At 43.0% G+C, this 13405-nt stretch carries 12 protein-coding genes; 6 read left to right on the plus strand and 6 right to left on the minus strand.

Features of this window, described 5'->3' with window-relative positions; genetic code table 11:
- Window positions 1–6: 6 nt before the first annotated feature.
- Together AB8613_RS22735 and AB8613_RS22740 are read right to left on the minus strand one after the other, a co-directional pair.
- Window positions 7–1815: an HD domain-containing phosphohydrolase gene (locus AB8613_RS22735; RefSeq protein WP_372385095.1), complete on the minus strand. Its 1809-nt coding sequence runs from the start codon at window positions 1813–1815 to the stop codon at window positions 7–9.
- A 60-nt stretch (window positions 1816–1875) separates the two neighbouring features.
- Window positions 1876–2370, minus strand: a complete 495-nt coding sequence (locus AB8613_RS22740; RefSeq protein WP_372385096.1) for a hypothetical protein — start codon at window positions 2368–2370, stop codon at window positions 1876–1878.
- Between the two features lie 248 nt (window positions 2371–2618).
- On the opposite strand from AB8613_RS22740, the gene AB8613_RS22745 reads away from it, so the two are divergent.
- The 4 genes from AB8613_RS22745 (at window position 2619) to AB8613_RS22760 (ending at window position 8711) form a co-directional block, all read left to right on the plus strand.
- Window positions 2619–3095, plus strand: a complete 477-nt coding sequence (locus AB8613_RS22745; protein WP_146491625.1) for a CreA family protein — start codon at window positions 2619–2621, stop codon at window positions 3093–3095.
- Between the two features lie 128 nt (window positions 3096–3223).
- Entirely contained in the window at window positions 3224–4528 is a 1305-nt protein-coding gene (locus tag AB8613_RS22750; RefSeq protein WP_146491626.1) for an inosine/guanosine kinase, read from the plus strand.
- Window positions 4529–4821: 293 nt separating this feature from the next.
- Window positions 4822–6570 carry a formate--tetrahydrofolate ligase gene (locus AB8613_RS22755; RefSeq protein ID WP_372385097.1) on the plus strand — a complete coding sequence of 583 codons (1749 nt, stop codon included), beginning with the start codon at window positions 4822–4824 and terminating at the stop codon, window positions 6568–6570.
- A gap of 236 nt (window positions 6571–6806) precedes the next feature.
- On the plus strand, window positions 6807–8711 hold the full coding sequence (locus AB8613_RS22760; protein ID WP_372385098.1) for a diguanylate cyclase: 1905 nt from the start codon (window positions 6807–6809) through the stop codon (window positions 8709–8711).
- 35 nt (window positions 8712–8746) lie between these two features.
- Here the strand turns inward: AB8613_RS22760 and AB8613_RS22765 are convergent, their stop codons facing one another.
- The gene (locus tag AB8613_RS22765; protein WP_372385819.1) at window positions 8747–9352 is read right to left on the minus strand and encodes a beta-phosphoglucomutase family hydrolase; all 606 of its coding nucleotides are present in this window, start codon (window positions 9350–9352) and stop codon (window positions 8747–8749) included.
- 87 nt (window positions 9353–9439) lie between these two features.
- Between AB8613_RS22765 and arfB the strand changes: the two genes are divergently transcribed.
- Window positions 9440–9850 (plus strand): alternative ribosome rescue aminoacyl-tRNA hydrolase ArfB, encoded by a 411-nt coding sequence (arfB, locus tag AB8613_RS22770; protein WP_004730912.1) that lies wholly within the window; start codon window positions 9440–9442, stop codon window positions 9848–9850.
- 92 nt (window positions 9851–9942) lie between these two features.
- Here the strand turns inward: arfB and AB8613_RS22775 are convergent, their stop codons facing one another.
- Window positions 9943–10260, minus strand: a complete 318-nt coding sequence (locus AB8613_RS22775) for a helix-turn-helix transcriptional regulator (RefSeq protein ID WP_285954521.1) — start codon at window positions 10258–10260, stop codon at window positions 9943–9945.
- A 201-nt stretch (window positions 10261–10461) separates the two neighbouring features.
- On the opposite strand from AB8613_RS22775, the gene AB8613_RS22780 reads away from it, so the two are divergent.
- Entirely contained in the window at window positions 10462–10788 is a 327-nt protein-coding gene (locus tag AB8613_RS22780; RefSeq protein ID WP_146491629.1) for a hypothetical protein, read from the plus strand.
- A 118-nt stretch (window positions 10789–10906) separates the two neighbouring features.
- Here the strand turns inward: AB8613_RS22780 and AB8613_RS22785 are convergent, their stop codons facing one another.
- Both AB8613_RS22785 and gcvT read right to left on the minus strand, forming a co-directional pair.
- Entirely contained in the window at window positions 10907–11968 is a 1062-nt protein-coding gene (locus tag AB8613_RS22785; RefSeq protein ID WP_372385099.1) for a trypsin-like serine protease, read from the minus strand.
- A gap of 262 nt (window positions 11969–12230) precedes the next feature.
- The gene (gene gcvT / locus AB8613_RS22790; protein ID WP_029225803.1) at window positions 12231–13364 is read right to left on the minus strand and encodes a glycine cleavage system aminomethyltransferase GcvT; all 1134 of its coding nucleotides are present in this window, start codon (window positions 13362–13364) and stop codon (window positions 12231–12233) included.
- Window positions 13365–13405: the final 41 nt, after the last annotated feature.

A 13405-nucleotide genomic window follows, 5' to 3' on the forward strand; every position in this document is an offset into this window, starting at 1 on the left:
AGACCGTTAAATAATAGTCGACTCTTTCGAAACTTTAGTTTCGGTCACGGGCATAGGAACCAGCTCAATACTACCTGTGTCTGGATACGAATCACGGATAGCAACATACTCTGGTAAGTGGTTCAATAAAAGCTTAGTAAGCTGAGGATCAAATTGATAGCCACTTTCTCGCTCGAACAAATCGACAACCATCTCTAATGGCCACGGCTCTTTGTAACAACGAGTACTAAGTAGCGCATCAAACACATCCGCAACTGCCGTGATACGAGCAAACAAATGAATGTCTTCCCCCACCTTACCACTAGGATATCCAGTACCGTCCCAGCGCTCATGGTGTTCGTTAGCAATAATTGCAGCCAAATTAGTAATATCGCCAGATCCGCTCTTTAATAAGTTATAACCTGCAGTAGTATGAAGTTTCATTACTTCCCACTCTTGATCGGTTAACTTACCTGGTTTATCCAAAATTGATTCTGGGACTGAAATCTTACCCACATCGTGCATCGGGCTAATGATCTCAATCATTTCGACCTCACGATGGCTTAAGCCACGTTGCTTAGCAAGCAATGCCGATAGTTTAGCAACACGCTTAACGTGATTACCGGTTTCACCGGAGCGAGTTTCAATCGCCTCCCCTAAAACGTGAATCATATCTTTCTGAATATTTAGCGTTTGTTTCTGAAGTTTTAAAATTCGTTTGTTCTTTTTCGCGAGTTCTTTCTTTTGGCGCAAGGTGACAAATTGCATCAAAATAATCAGGCTCAAACCCGCAATCACCAGCGATAAACCCAATAACAACTGAAAATTTTTGCGAATGAAAGATGAAGGCTCGTTAATAAATACAGCCTCATCTGGCAAAGCGTTTGTGCTAATCCCGTGTCGTTTCATTGCAAGGTAATTAAATACAAAACGTTTATTGTCTCCGGGGGTCAACGGTGTCGTAAAACCAAGAGGAAGGTACTTATCGAGTGCATCGACAGCCTCTTCACCCATACTTTGTGAATGGTTAACATACCCACCGAGTACATCACCTGAAATGTAGAACTGCCACAAAGCAAACACAGGAGCTGCACTTGCCGTAGACAAAGTGTCCGCAATTTCTTGATAAGTGTGATAGATACCTTGTTTCAACTCGGTGTTGTAGTGACTAAGTAAAACTGCGTCGTCCGCAGAAATTCCTTTCAAAAATTGGCTTGTATGCTCGAGTGATAGATCGCGTATTTCTACCAAATTAATATTTGGGAATTTGGCCATCCTGATATTCATTTCTTTGCGGATCAGCTCAGAAGTGACACTGTAATCATTTATGAAATAGAGATTCTTTAGATTAGGTCTTAGTTTAGAAATCAGCTGGATATTTACATCTATCTGATCGTTCTCGTAAAGCACAGTTGCTCTGTCAGATACTGCATACATATCTGTACTGGTGTCATTAATCCCAACGGCCACCACTGGTGTCGAACGATCAATTAAAGTGCTTAATGATTCAAGGAAATTGGCTGCGTTATCGTCAGTAGCAATTACACCGTCAAATTCGTAACCAGCATATTTGACTTTCAAATAGTTCGAGAGAGAGCCGTAGTAGTCAGGGCTATGGATACGCTTTGAATCCAAATACTCGATCGAGAGTTTAACTTCGGTTTGAGATTGGCTGAACGCACTGTCTATCCCTTTTTGGAAATCAGCGGTCCATTGGTAAGAAGGTTCGTATGAGTGTAAAACTAGGATGCGTTTGATATCCCAGTCGTTAGCAAAACTGAGTGAAGAATAAGCGCTAATACACAATACAGCGATTGATATCAATAGCTTGTACATACAATACCCTTTAAATAAGATGGGGTATTGTACTTAGATTAACGCTTTCTCAAAGAATCTTTAGTTCTCGATCCACACTTTATCGCAAGAAGCATGATCTTGTACCCAAAAATCGTGTAACTGCTTAGCAAAGTCGTTGATACTTTGACCACTCCCAGCAACCACGTCCGATATCAACAGCGAACCTTCCACTGCTGTGACAATTGCACTCGCCACCACTTCACCACTTTGAGTACCAATATATAAAACATGCTCATCAGACAGCATAATTTGGCTCAAGAACTCAAGCATGTGCGCCCTTTCGGCTTCATCTTGGTACACACTGGCTTGGTTAAGCGAGAACAGAACGGTCAGTTTATGGAAATCGACTTTATGCAGTTCATCTATTTGGGAAGGCGTTTGATCTTGAGCTAGGAGTTGGTATGACTTGGATGGGAGTTTGCTTTGATAAAGTTCACGGCCTAGGAGGCTTTCTTTTGCGGGGTAAGCAATGTCGAGCTGACTAAACAGCCATTGATTTTTCTTATGTGCTATTTCAGGTATTTCGTTATTCATTCTTTTAGTACCTACGGTTAGTATCCCCAAATATCGCAGCTATTTGGAAGACATAGGGTCGGCTGAGGTGCCGAGCTACAAGCAGAAAGCATACAGAGCATGACCAAGGCCAACAAGTACTTTAAATGCCTCATCTTTTTCATCATCCAACAACACCCTTTAAGAACTTAACGAAAAGCTCTACACTCGTACTCAAGCTTTCAATATCCTTATAGTAAACAGAACTATATAAATAAAAAGGACTTCTTATGAAAAAAGCCTTAATAGCAGCAGGTATCATCACAATGTTAGCTGGCTGTTCAGACAATGAGGTTGGCGACGTCTCACTGGGTTTCTTCACCATGAAGGATATCAAGATGTCTTCATTAGATGACGATAAGATCGCAGGTGTTACCTGTCATATCGCATCAATCGAAGCAAACCTAAGTCTCTCTGATCCAAGCGATAGCTCTATCTCTTGTCGCCAAACAGGTGAAATCACACCAGAAATGATAGCTCAAATAGACAAGAGCAAATCAGGCGAAGTGGTATTCAAGCAGTCAAAAAGTATCTTCTTTAAAACAATGAAGGTCCGTCGTATCTACGATGCAGAGAATCAGTCACTGCTTTACTTGTCTTACACCACCAAAGAAACGGAAGGCAGTTTCAAACATAGCCTTTCAACTGTTCCGCTTTGGGGTACAGAGGCTTACGTAGATCCAGCAACGCTTGTTCCCGCTGAATAGCCTCAAGCCAAAGTAAGACTATTCACCTGTACACTCATTGTGCAGGTGATTCAAAATGTAATAAAAATGAAAGAAACAGAAACAAAATGTGATATCATGCGGCAAAATTTTTTCACTGTATTTTTCATATGAAGTTTCCTGGACAGCGTAAATCTAAGCACTACTTTCCAACTCACGCACGTGATCCGTTGGTCAACCAAATTCAACAAACACCTAAGCTTCACCGCGCAACGATTGTCGGTGTTGGCCAAACGATTGTTGATATCGAGGCCCGTGTTGACAACGAGTTCCTAGAAAAATACGAGCTGAGTAAAGGTCACTCACTGGTATTGGAAGAAAGTAAAGCAGATGCGCTGTATGAAGAGTTAGTTGCGCGCGGTTTGATCACGCATCAATACCCTGGCGATACTATCGGCAACACACTGCACAACTATTCTGTACTTGCAGACAGCAAATCTGTACTGCTTGGCGTTATGTCTAAGAAGATTGAAGTTGGCTCATTCGGCTACCGTTATCTGTGCCGCACTTCTTCTCGTATGAATCTAAACCACCTTCAAACTGTTGATGGTCCAATTGGTCGCTGCTACACGCTGATTTCTGAAGATGGCGAACGTACGTTTGCAATCAATGAAGGCCACATGAACCAACTACTTCCAGAAAGCATTCCTGAAAAAGTGTTCGAGAAAGCTTCTGCATTGGTTGTGTCGTCATACTTAATGCGTGGCAAACCTGAAGATCCGATGCCAAAAGCGGTACAAAAAGCGATTGAATATGCGAAAGCACACAATGTGCCTGTTGTACTTACGCTTGGTACTAAATATGTGATCGAAGGTAACGCTGAATGGTGGCAAGAATACCTGAAAGAAAACGTAACCATCGTCGCGATGAACGAAGACGAAGGTGAAGCGCTAACAGGCGAAAAAGATCCTCTGCTAGCTGCTAACAAAGCACTTGAGTGGGTTGACCTAGTTCTATGTACTGCAGGTCCTATTGGCCTATACATGGCAGGTTACACTGACGAGCCAGCGAAACGCGAAACCACACTGCCATTGTTACCGGGTAATATCCCTGAATTCAATAAATACGAATTTAGCCGCGCTATGCGTAAGCAAGACTGCAAAGACCCAGTAAAAGTGTATTCTCATATTGGCCCTTACCTTGGTGGCCCACTTGAAATTAAGAACACAAATGGTGCTGGTGATGGTGCACTTTCAGCACTGTTACACGACATGGCAGCAAACAGCTACCACCACGTGAATGTACCAAACTCTGAGAAACACGAGCACGCTTGTCTAACTTACTCTTCACTGTCTCAAATTTGTAAGTACGCAAACCGTGTAAGCTACGAAGTATTGACTCAGCACTCTCCTCGCCTTTCTCGCGCACTACCTGAACGCGAAGATAGCTTAGAAGAAACATATTGGGATCGTTAATCGACCATATTGGATTGCTGACTGATTGAGGTTAGCGCCTAACTAGATTACCTTTTCCTAAAGGGCTGCCATATGCAGCCCTTTTTGTATTCGACACTAATATAACTGCAGCTGAGGGTAATCTGTTCGAATATTTTGCTCGTTTAAGATTTGATCTCGCGCAATGACTCTTGAGATCTGTCATCTTCCAGCACATAATTCGTGTGGTTTGCCTTTACTTGGCAAATTTATACAGTACCATCGCCACGCAAACGTTTACGTACCACCTTTCGGTTCTGATATAAGGATCAAATATGCTGTCTGATATTGATATTTGTCGCTCTACTCCCCTTAAAAACATCAGTGAGGTTGCCAAGCAAGCAGGCCTGCACCACAACGAACATCAGCCATTAGGGCAATACAAGTCTAAAGTGTCTCTCACATCACTTGAACGCCTCGTCAACCAACAAGATGGTAAATTGGTCGTGGTAACGGCTATCACACCAACGCCTCTTGGTGAAGGCAAAACCGTCACCACTATTGGATTAGCACAAGGCCTCGCAAAGATTAACCAATCTTCCATGGCCTGCATTCGCCAACCTTCAATGGGCCCGGTATTTGGTGTAAAAGGTGGCGCTGCGGGTGGTGGTTACTCTCAAGTCGCCCCTATGGAGCAATTAAATCTACATCTGACGGGTGACATTCATGCTGTGACGGCCGCTCACAACCTCGCTTCTGCCGCCATTGATGCGCGTTTGTATCATGAACAGCGTGAAGGGTTAGAAGCCTTTGAAGTGCGCTCGGGCTTAAAAGCACTAGATATCGACCCAAGTAGAATCGTTTGGCGGCGTGTGCTCGATCATAATGATCGCGCATTGCGCATGATCACGGTTGGCAAGAACGAAGCAAACAAAACAATTAATGGCTTTGAGCGAGAAGATGGATTTGATATCTCAGCCGCTTCAGAGCTGATGGCTATTCTTGCTCTAGCTGATAATCTTCAAGATTTAAGAAAGCGTATCGGACGAGTGGTACTTGCTTACAATAAACAAGGCTTGCCATTGACCGCAGATGATTTCAACGTAGCGGGCGCAATGACAGTGACAATGAAGGACTCTATCGAGCCTACATTGATGCAAACCCTAGAAGGCGTACCGACCCTCATACATGCAGGGCCTTTCGCAAACATCGCCCACGGTAATTCTTCCATTATTGCCGACAAGATAGCATTAAAGCTGAGTGACTTTGTTGTAACTGAAGGTGGTTTCGGCTCAGACATGGGTTTTGAGAAAGCGTGCAACATCAAAGTAAAAGCATCCAACAAGAAGCCTGATTGTGCTGTCGTTGTCGCAACATTGCGTGGATTAAAAGCCAATTCTGGTTTATACGATTTGAAACCGGGTACTCCGTTACCAGATTCAATCTTTAGTGATGACCAAGACGCGCTTATTGCGGGTTTTGAGAACCTGAAATGGCATATCAATAACGTAAAGCAATACCGAGTACCGACAGTTATTGCGATTAACCGATTCCCGCAAGATTCAGCTCAAGAACTAGAAGCATTGAAACAGATGATCACTGACTTTGATTCAAACGTTAGCGTTGAAGTGAGTGAAGCATTTGGTCAAGGCGGCGAAGGCGCGACTCAGTTGGCGCATGCCGTGGTAAAAGCATGCCAAAGTGAGAGTGAATTTAAGCCTTTATACAACTCGGAGCAAAGCATAGAAGAAAAACTGATGGCTGTCGCTGAAGTCGGTTATGGCGCAGCAAGTATCTCGCTATCACCACTGGCGAAAAAACAACTGGCTGAGTTTAATCAACACGGCTATAGCGACCTCTCAGTTTGTTTGGCAAAAACGCCTCTATCGATCTCTACAGAAGCACATATAAAAGGTGCACCAACTCAGTTTAACGTACCCGTTAGAGAGCTAAAACTGTGTGCGGGGGCCGGCTTTATTTACGCGCTGTGCGGAAATGTAATGACCATGCCTGGCCTACCCGACAAACCGGCTTTCATGTCATTAGATATTGATAGTAATGGAAATATTATCGGCCTGAGCTAGATGCCCTTAGCTAGATAAACTGCGAAAAATCGCGATTAACTGGCTCTGATTACAGACTGTATCGATCAATTGAGCAATGATTTTAATACGAAGTGATTGCTCAACAATCAAGCTTTAGTGCAAAAAGTTGCACTAAAATCGTAGTTATATGCGCATCTTATCTTAAGTTCTGGGGCAAGATCACATTAAAAACCCTATAAAATATATAGTATTGCGCTGATTCTTTAAGGACAGTGATGAATACGAGTATAAAAAAACTAGTCAGCCAATTTCTATGCACCATATTCGCTCTAGGATTAGTCCCTGCCCTGTATATCAATTCTGAATTTGACAGAGTTGAAGCTCAGCATACGCTAAATATCAAGCAATCGAGCCAAAATCAGATTGAATACAGCTTTCATGAACTCGCCGTTATCGTGGAGCAAATTTCTAACTCTGTCCCTTCTATTGCAGACTCTCAAACGTTACTTCGTGCAGTTCAAAATCCGTCACTCATCCACAAAGAAACACTACAAGATCTTTGGGTCATGTTAGCGCGTGGCCAAAAATACTATTCTCAGCTACGCTACCTAGATCTAGATGGTAACGAAGTCTACCGTGTTAACTACAAAGACGGCCAAGCCACGGTAGTTCCGGATAACGAACTGCAAAATAAATCTTCGCGTGATTATTATCAGGCACTAAAAAAATTAAAGATTGGAGATGTCAGCTCTAAAGGTATTGATCTTGAAATCGAAAACGGCAAAATTGCCCGCCCTTTGATTCCTGCACTTCGAATTATGACCCCCGTAGCTGAAGGCGACAGTATTGTTGGTTACTTCATTGCGAACCTGAACATGCTTGAGATTTATAAGCGATTACATTACCAGATTGGCACATCAGCAGCCGTCCCAGTCATTCTCAACAAAACCGGCCATATCATTATGGGGCCAGATCCGACTGAATCATTTGGCCATGTGATTGAGTCGCGCGCCGACAAAACATACGCAAAGCTATACCCTGCTCTGTGGAAAGATATTCAAGGCAATTCATCATCGAGCTATTTTGATGGTAAGAATTGGTATTTTCACTCCGACATCAGCCCTAAGATAAAGCAGTTTGAAGGCCCTATTTACATGGTTCTTCATATTGAAAACCAGCAATTTAACAGCCAATACCGACAAGAAAAACAAGCGATTTTCGTTCAGATCATCACCTTATCTTTCCTCATTTCGATGATCTCCGCAGGCTTTGTTCTGTGGAACAGAAACCATAAAAAAAACAGCATAGATAGCCAACTCGCAAAGGCCGCCATGAATGGTATGTCTGCTTTAGTCATTACAGACAGAAACAACCGAATCATCAAAGTAAACCAAGAGTTCACTCGTGTTAGTGGGTATGAGTTAGAAGATGTAAAAGGCCGACAACCATCTATGTTTGCCTCCGGCCGCTACAATCAAGACTTCTACATCAAAATGTGGAGCATTATCACTAAGACCGGAGTTTGGGAAGGTGAAGTGGTCAACCGCCGCAAAGACGGGTCTTTGATCACTGAAATACTGCGCATCCAAACCATTAAAGACTCTAAAGGTGTAATTCAGTTTTATGTCGCGTCATTTGTCGACATCAGTAAACACAAAGAACTTGAAAACAAACTTAGAAACCTAAGTGAGAAAGATGCATTAGCTGGGTGTTGGAACAGACGAAAGTTTGACCTTGAACTTCGAGATGAGTGTTCTCGTGTTAATCGTTACCCTACTCGCGAACAATCTTGTTTAGCCATCTTGGATATTGACTACTTCAAACGCATAAACGACAGGTTTGGGCATGATTATGGTGATCGAGTCATTCAAACAGTTGCTCAAGTACTTCAACGTGAATGCCGTGAAACTGATTTCGTCGCTCGCATTGGTGGCGAAGAGTTTGGCGTAATTCTACCTCACACAACAACTGAAGAAGCAGAATACGTTCTAAATAGGCTGAGAGTCGCTGTCAGCCTTGAACTCGACAACGTGGTCACCGTGAGCGGTGGGATTACTAACGTAACAAATGATCCAGCACTTAATTACAAGTGCGCCGATTTAGCGTTATACGAAGCTAAAGCGGCAGGTCGAAACAAAGTGTGTTTATTTCTAGACAAAGAAATGAGCGAAATCGCCTAGCAAAAGACAATGGCATCTCCTTGCTAGGCAACCGATCAGCTTGGAGCTGGATAAAATTCTAACTTGTTCCCCTCAACTATAAGAACACAATCCATGTTCGCGGCATGAGCGGCTTGCTTACCAAGATTGGTATCTTCAAATACAACACATTGCTTGGGTTGTAATCCCATACCGAAACAAGCGTCCAAGAAGGTATCTGGATTTGGCTTATGATTCTTCACATCTGTTGCTGTCACTAAGATATCCAGCTTGCTCAAGATATCCGTTTTATCTAATAGCTGTTCTGCACTTATACGCTGACTGCCTGTCCCGACAGCTATCTTCTTACTTCCTAGATTTTCTAACAGTAGAGAATGAGTACACGGGATGATATCGCCTTTATCTTCAATAGCGGCAAATGATGCCATCTTAAACGCTGAAACAGCTTGTGGATCGAGCGATAAGCCGTATTTACTGTTCACCTCATCGGCTATCTTATAACTCGGCATTCCACCTAAGCTGTGCAGCCAAGATGCTTCGAAGTGAAAGCCGAACTCTTCTGCCGTCTGCTGCCATGCTTTGACATGTGCTGGCATTGTATCGATCAACGTACCGTCCATATCAAAGATTAATCCTTCATACGCCGTTAAATCTATTTTCATCACTACTACCACTCTTTAAGAAAATTACTGATACCATAACCAATATTCAGTATCATGACCCCATATTACCGTTCAAAATGGATGTTTATGTTACAAATATCTAACTCTGTTTCGATTCAAGACTGGGAACTTCAGCTAACTGCGATCAGAGCACAAGGAGCCGGCGGCCAAAACGTCAATAAAGTATCGAGCGCGATACATTTACGTTTTGACATCAAGCACTCCACCCTACCTGATTTCTATAAAGAAAAGCTCCTCGCACACAAAGATAGCCGCATTACTAAAGATGGTGTGATTATCATTAAGGCGCAGCAGTATAGAACTCAAGAACAAAACCGTGATGATGCTTTGGTGCGTTTGAAAGAACTGATCCTGGAAGCGACAAAGGTTCAAAAAGTAAGACGAGCAACTAAGCCGACGCGTGGCTCTCAGAAAAGACGTTTAGAAGGTAAAAAGCAAAGAAGTACCACCAAGCAACTGCGCGGAAGAGTAGAATAATAGTTTCATGTCATCAGTGAACACACCACCTACCAAACAACCGTTCGAACTCTATTTGCTTGAGCAAAAACGATACCTATTAGACCAAATCGCTACGGCTGTTTTTTGACCGACAAAATCAGTTTGATCAACAACATTCTCTCTTCGCTGGTCAGTAAACGACTGACCGCTGCAACATCTTCTGCTGTAGCTTGTGATGCGCCAACAATATCAAGCACGACATCCAAATCCGTCACTTTTAAGGTTCTGGTGATAGAACGATACTGAGACATTTTGATGTCAGCTTCACCACGTTCAATCCTTTGATAGGTTTTTAAACTCATTCCCGCACTTGAGGCTAATTTTTCTTGCGACAAATTGGCTTGCTTTCTGCGATCAATCAGCGCCATTATTATGGGTTCTTGTGACATAAGCTTATCCTCAATAGACAGTTATGACCTAATTTCAGCAAGAAGCAGACCATATTGACTCGCAACGGTTTACATACGCCATTAAAGGCATATTATTCGATCATTAAAAAACGTTACGTTTCATAAACTTTGACACTTAGAGCGGTCGTGAACGTACAGGCTAGCAAACTTGATTACTCAAGTATTGGGAAATAATAAAAATTGCAAATTGCGAATAACAAAGACGTCAAATTGGAAATTGCGAATCGTTATACATTGGCATTTCCTTGCATAAAGCACGCTTTAGAATCAGAGAATACCCGCAGTCAAATTATCGCGGTACAGCATAGGCTACTCACCTACAAAGAAGTGTTGTTGCACGGGAACATGTTGGAAGATAAGGAATTAAAACGGGCTTTTTCTGCATTGAACCCAAGCGAAAAAGGTGTCGCGCAAGGTGGTATCAAAAGCATCAATGATGCGATAAAAGAGATGGATGAGATTATCGAAAGATACAGTAGAAAAGCATCTACTGAATTATGCGTCTAATCAATTAGTATCAACGAGTAGCGCAAAACTCTCAACGGCTTAAACAAACAGACCAAAACAAAACAGCCAATCATTATTGAATGACTGGCTGTTTGTTTAACTAACATGAGGAATCTATCTAACGAGAGGTAGCTCTTCTAAACCCACCTAGTAACATCAATGCGCCTAGTAAGCCAAACGACACACTCCCCCCGCTGCTACCAGAGCCAGATGATGTACGTGCATTCACATAAGCTGTTCGCTTAGCATCAGTAGAAACAAACTTAGCGGTTTCATTCCCTGCAATAACGCTATCGATCCAATCTCTATAATCATAGATTTCTGTAAATACAGAGGTCACCGCAGAATTACCACCACATGTGTCCGGGCCAAAGCTCGTGATACCAACCTGTCGATAGTCAGCACCATCTTTCCAATAGACTGGACCACCAGAGTCACCTTGACAAGTACCATTATAAAGACCAGTAAATACGCTGTAGTCACCATTAAAACAAATTTGATTATCCGTTAATACCGAACCATCAATAAAGGCATTTGCACAAGTCGCGTTGTCTACGTAATTAAGAGATGCTTTTTGCAATAAGGTAGTAGCGTCATACCCTGAACGTGTATCGCCATGACCAACAGCGGTAAACATCTCCAAAGAACTACGGTAACCGTCGGAGCTTGGGCGCTTAACAACATCGTTCACTGAATCAATATTAAGTGCACTTTCAAGCTTTAGGACAGCCACATCGTTACGTAGTAGATCACTCAACGCATTTGAGTAGTCGCTGCGATAGTAAACTTCGGATACACGCGATTTTTGAACATTACCATTAGGAAATTGAGACGTATCTTCGAGCTGTGGAACCACAGTAGTAAATAGCTGCCCTTCTTCATTGCCGTAAATACAGTGTGCTGCCGTCAGAATATGAGTCGGGTTTAAAATTGTCGCGCCACAATAAGGGCCTGTAGAGTAAACACCATCGTAATCAATACGATCAATGAACAAGCTCGCCATTGAAGGAAATTCAGTCACTGAAGCGTCACTACCATTCACGATATAAGGTGTTACGCTCGCGTCAGGAGTACTTTCGACCGAGTTTTCCGTTGCCATAACACTTGATGTGTAAATCAATGGCGCTAAAAGTCCAACAACGGCCTTACGAACCGGACTCAATTTATGGTTAACATTCATAGATAACTCCTTGTAACCCCTACTACTTATTTACAGAAATGATGAATTGCCACCATAACACGTCACAACCAACAGTATAGTAAGTATTTGTAACGATATGGCCACATCTCTCATTTTATAAACTAATTTTGAGTAACCGAACTGAGTTGTAATACAGAAGGTTATACTATTCCAACAACAAAAAAGCCTAACGTTTGACATCTCAATACAGAGAAGTGAACGATAGGCTTTCAGTTAGCTTAGTGGTTTATCTTAAAAGAGATTAGCCACGGTAGTAACGTTGAGGTACGAATGGCATTTTTTCTACCGTCATTGGTAGCTTCTTGCCACGAACGTCAGCGAAGACTTCAGTGCCAATTGCTGCTAAGTCTGTACGAACGTACGCCATAGAAACAGGCTTGCCGGCGTTAGGACCCGCAGTACCGCTCGTTACAACACCAATCTTGTTGTCTTCAGCATCGAACAATTCAGCACCTTCACGTACTGGTGCTTTAGTTTGACCAACAAGACCAACACGTTTACGTTGAACATCTTTCGTTGCGATTTGCTCAAGGATGATATCAGCGCCAGGGAAACCGCCTGCACGTTCACCGTCAGTACGACGCACTTTTTGAATGCCCCATAGAAGGCTAGCTTCTACTGGTGTTGTCGTTGTGTCTAGGTCGTGACCGTATAGACATAGACCACACTCAAGACGAAGTGAATCACGAGCACCAAGACCAATCCACTCTACTTCAGCTTCTGCAGTTAGTTTACGTGCTAGTGCTTCAGCGTGATCGTTCGGTACTGAGATCTCGTAGCCATCTTCACCCGTGTAACCACTGCGGCTCACGATGCATTCAACGCCGTCGATATCCACTTTTTGGACGTCCATGAACAGCATGTCAGCAACGCTTGGTTGGAAACGAGCTAGAACTTCAGATGCTTTAGGCCCTTGAAGTGCGAGTAGAGCGCGGTCATCAATCACTTCCATTTCTACATCTGCAGGAAGATGTGCCGTTAGGTGATCGATATCTTGTGTCTTACAAGCTGCGTTCACAACAACAAACAGGTGATCGCCAAGGTTAGCAACCATCAGGTCATCCATGATGCCGCCCTGCTCATTAGTAAAGAACGCGTAACGCTGCTTACCAGAAGGAAGGTCGATAATATCTACAGGAACCAAAGATTCTAGGACAGCAGCTGCATTTGCACCATGTAGACGAAGTTGCCCCATGTGAGAAACATCAAAAAGACCGGCAGCATCACGAGTGTGTAAGTGCTCTTTCTTTACACCTAGTGGGTACTGAACTGGCATGTCGTAGCCAGCGAAAGGAACCATCTTTGCACCTTCTTCAACGTGAAGTGCGTGCAGTGGTGTTGTTAATAGGTCTTGATTAGCGTGTTCTTGAGTCATTTTATTCTCCATGAAGCGTTGCAGGCTTTCCAAATCGAATC

The sequence above is a fragment of the Vibrio sp. BS-M-Sm-2 genome, from assembly GCF_041504345.1.
GTDB lineage: Bacteria > Pseudomonadota > Gammaproteobacteria > Enterobacterales > Vibrionaceae > Vibrio > Vibrio satsumensis.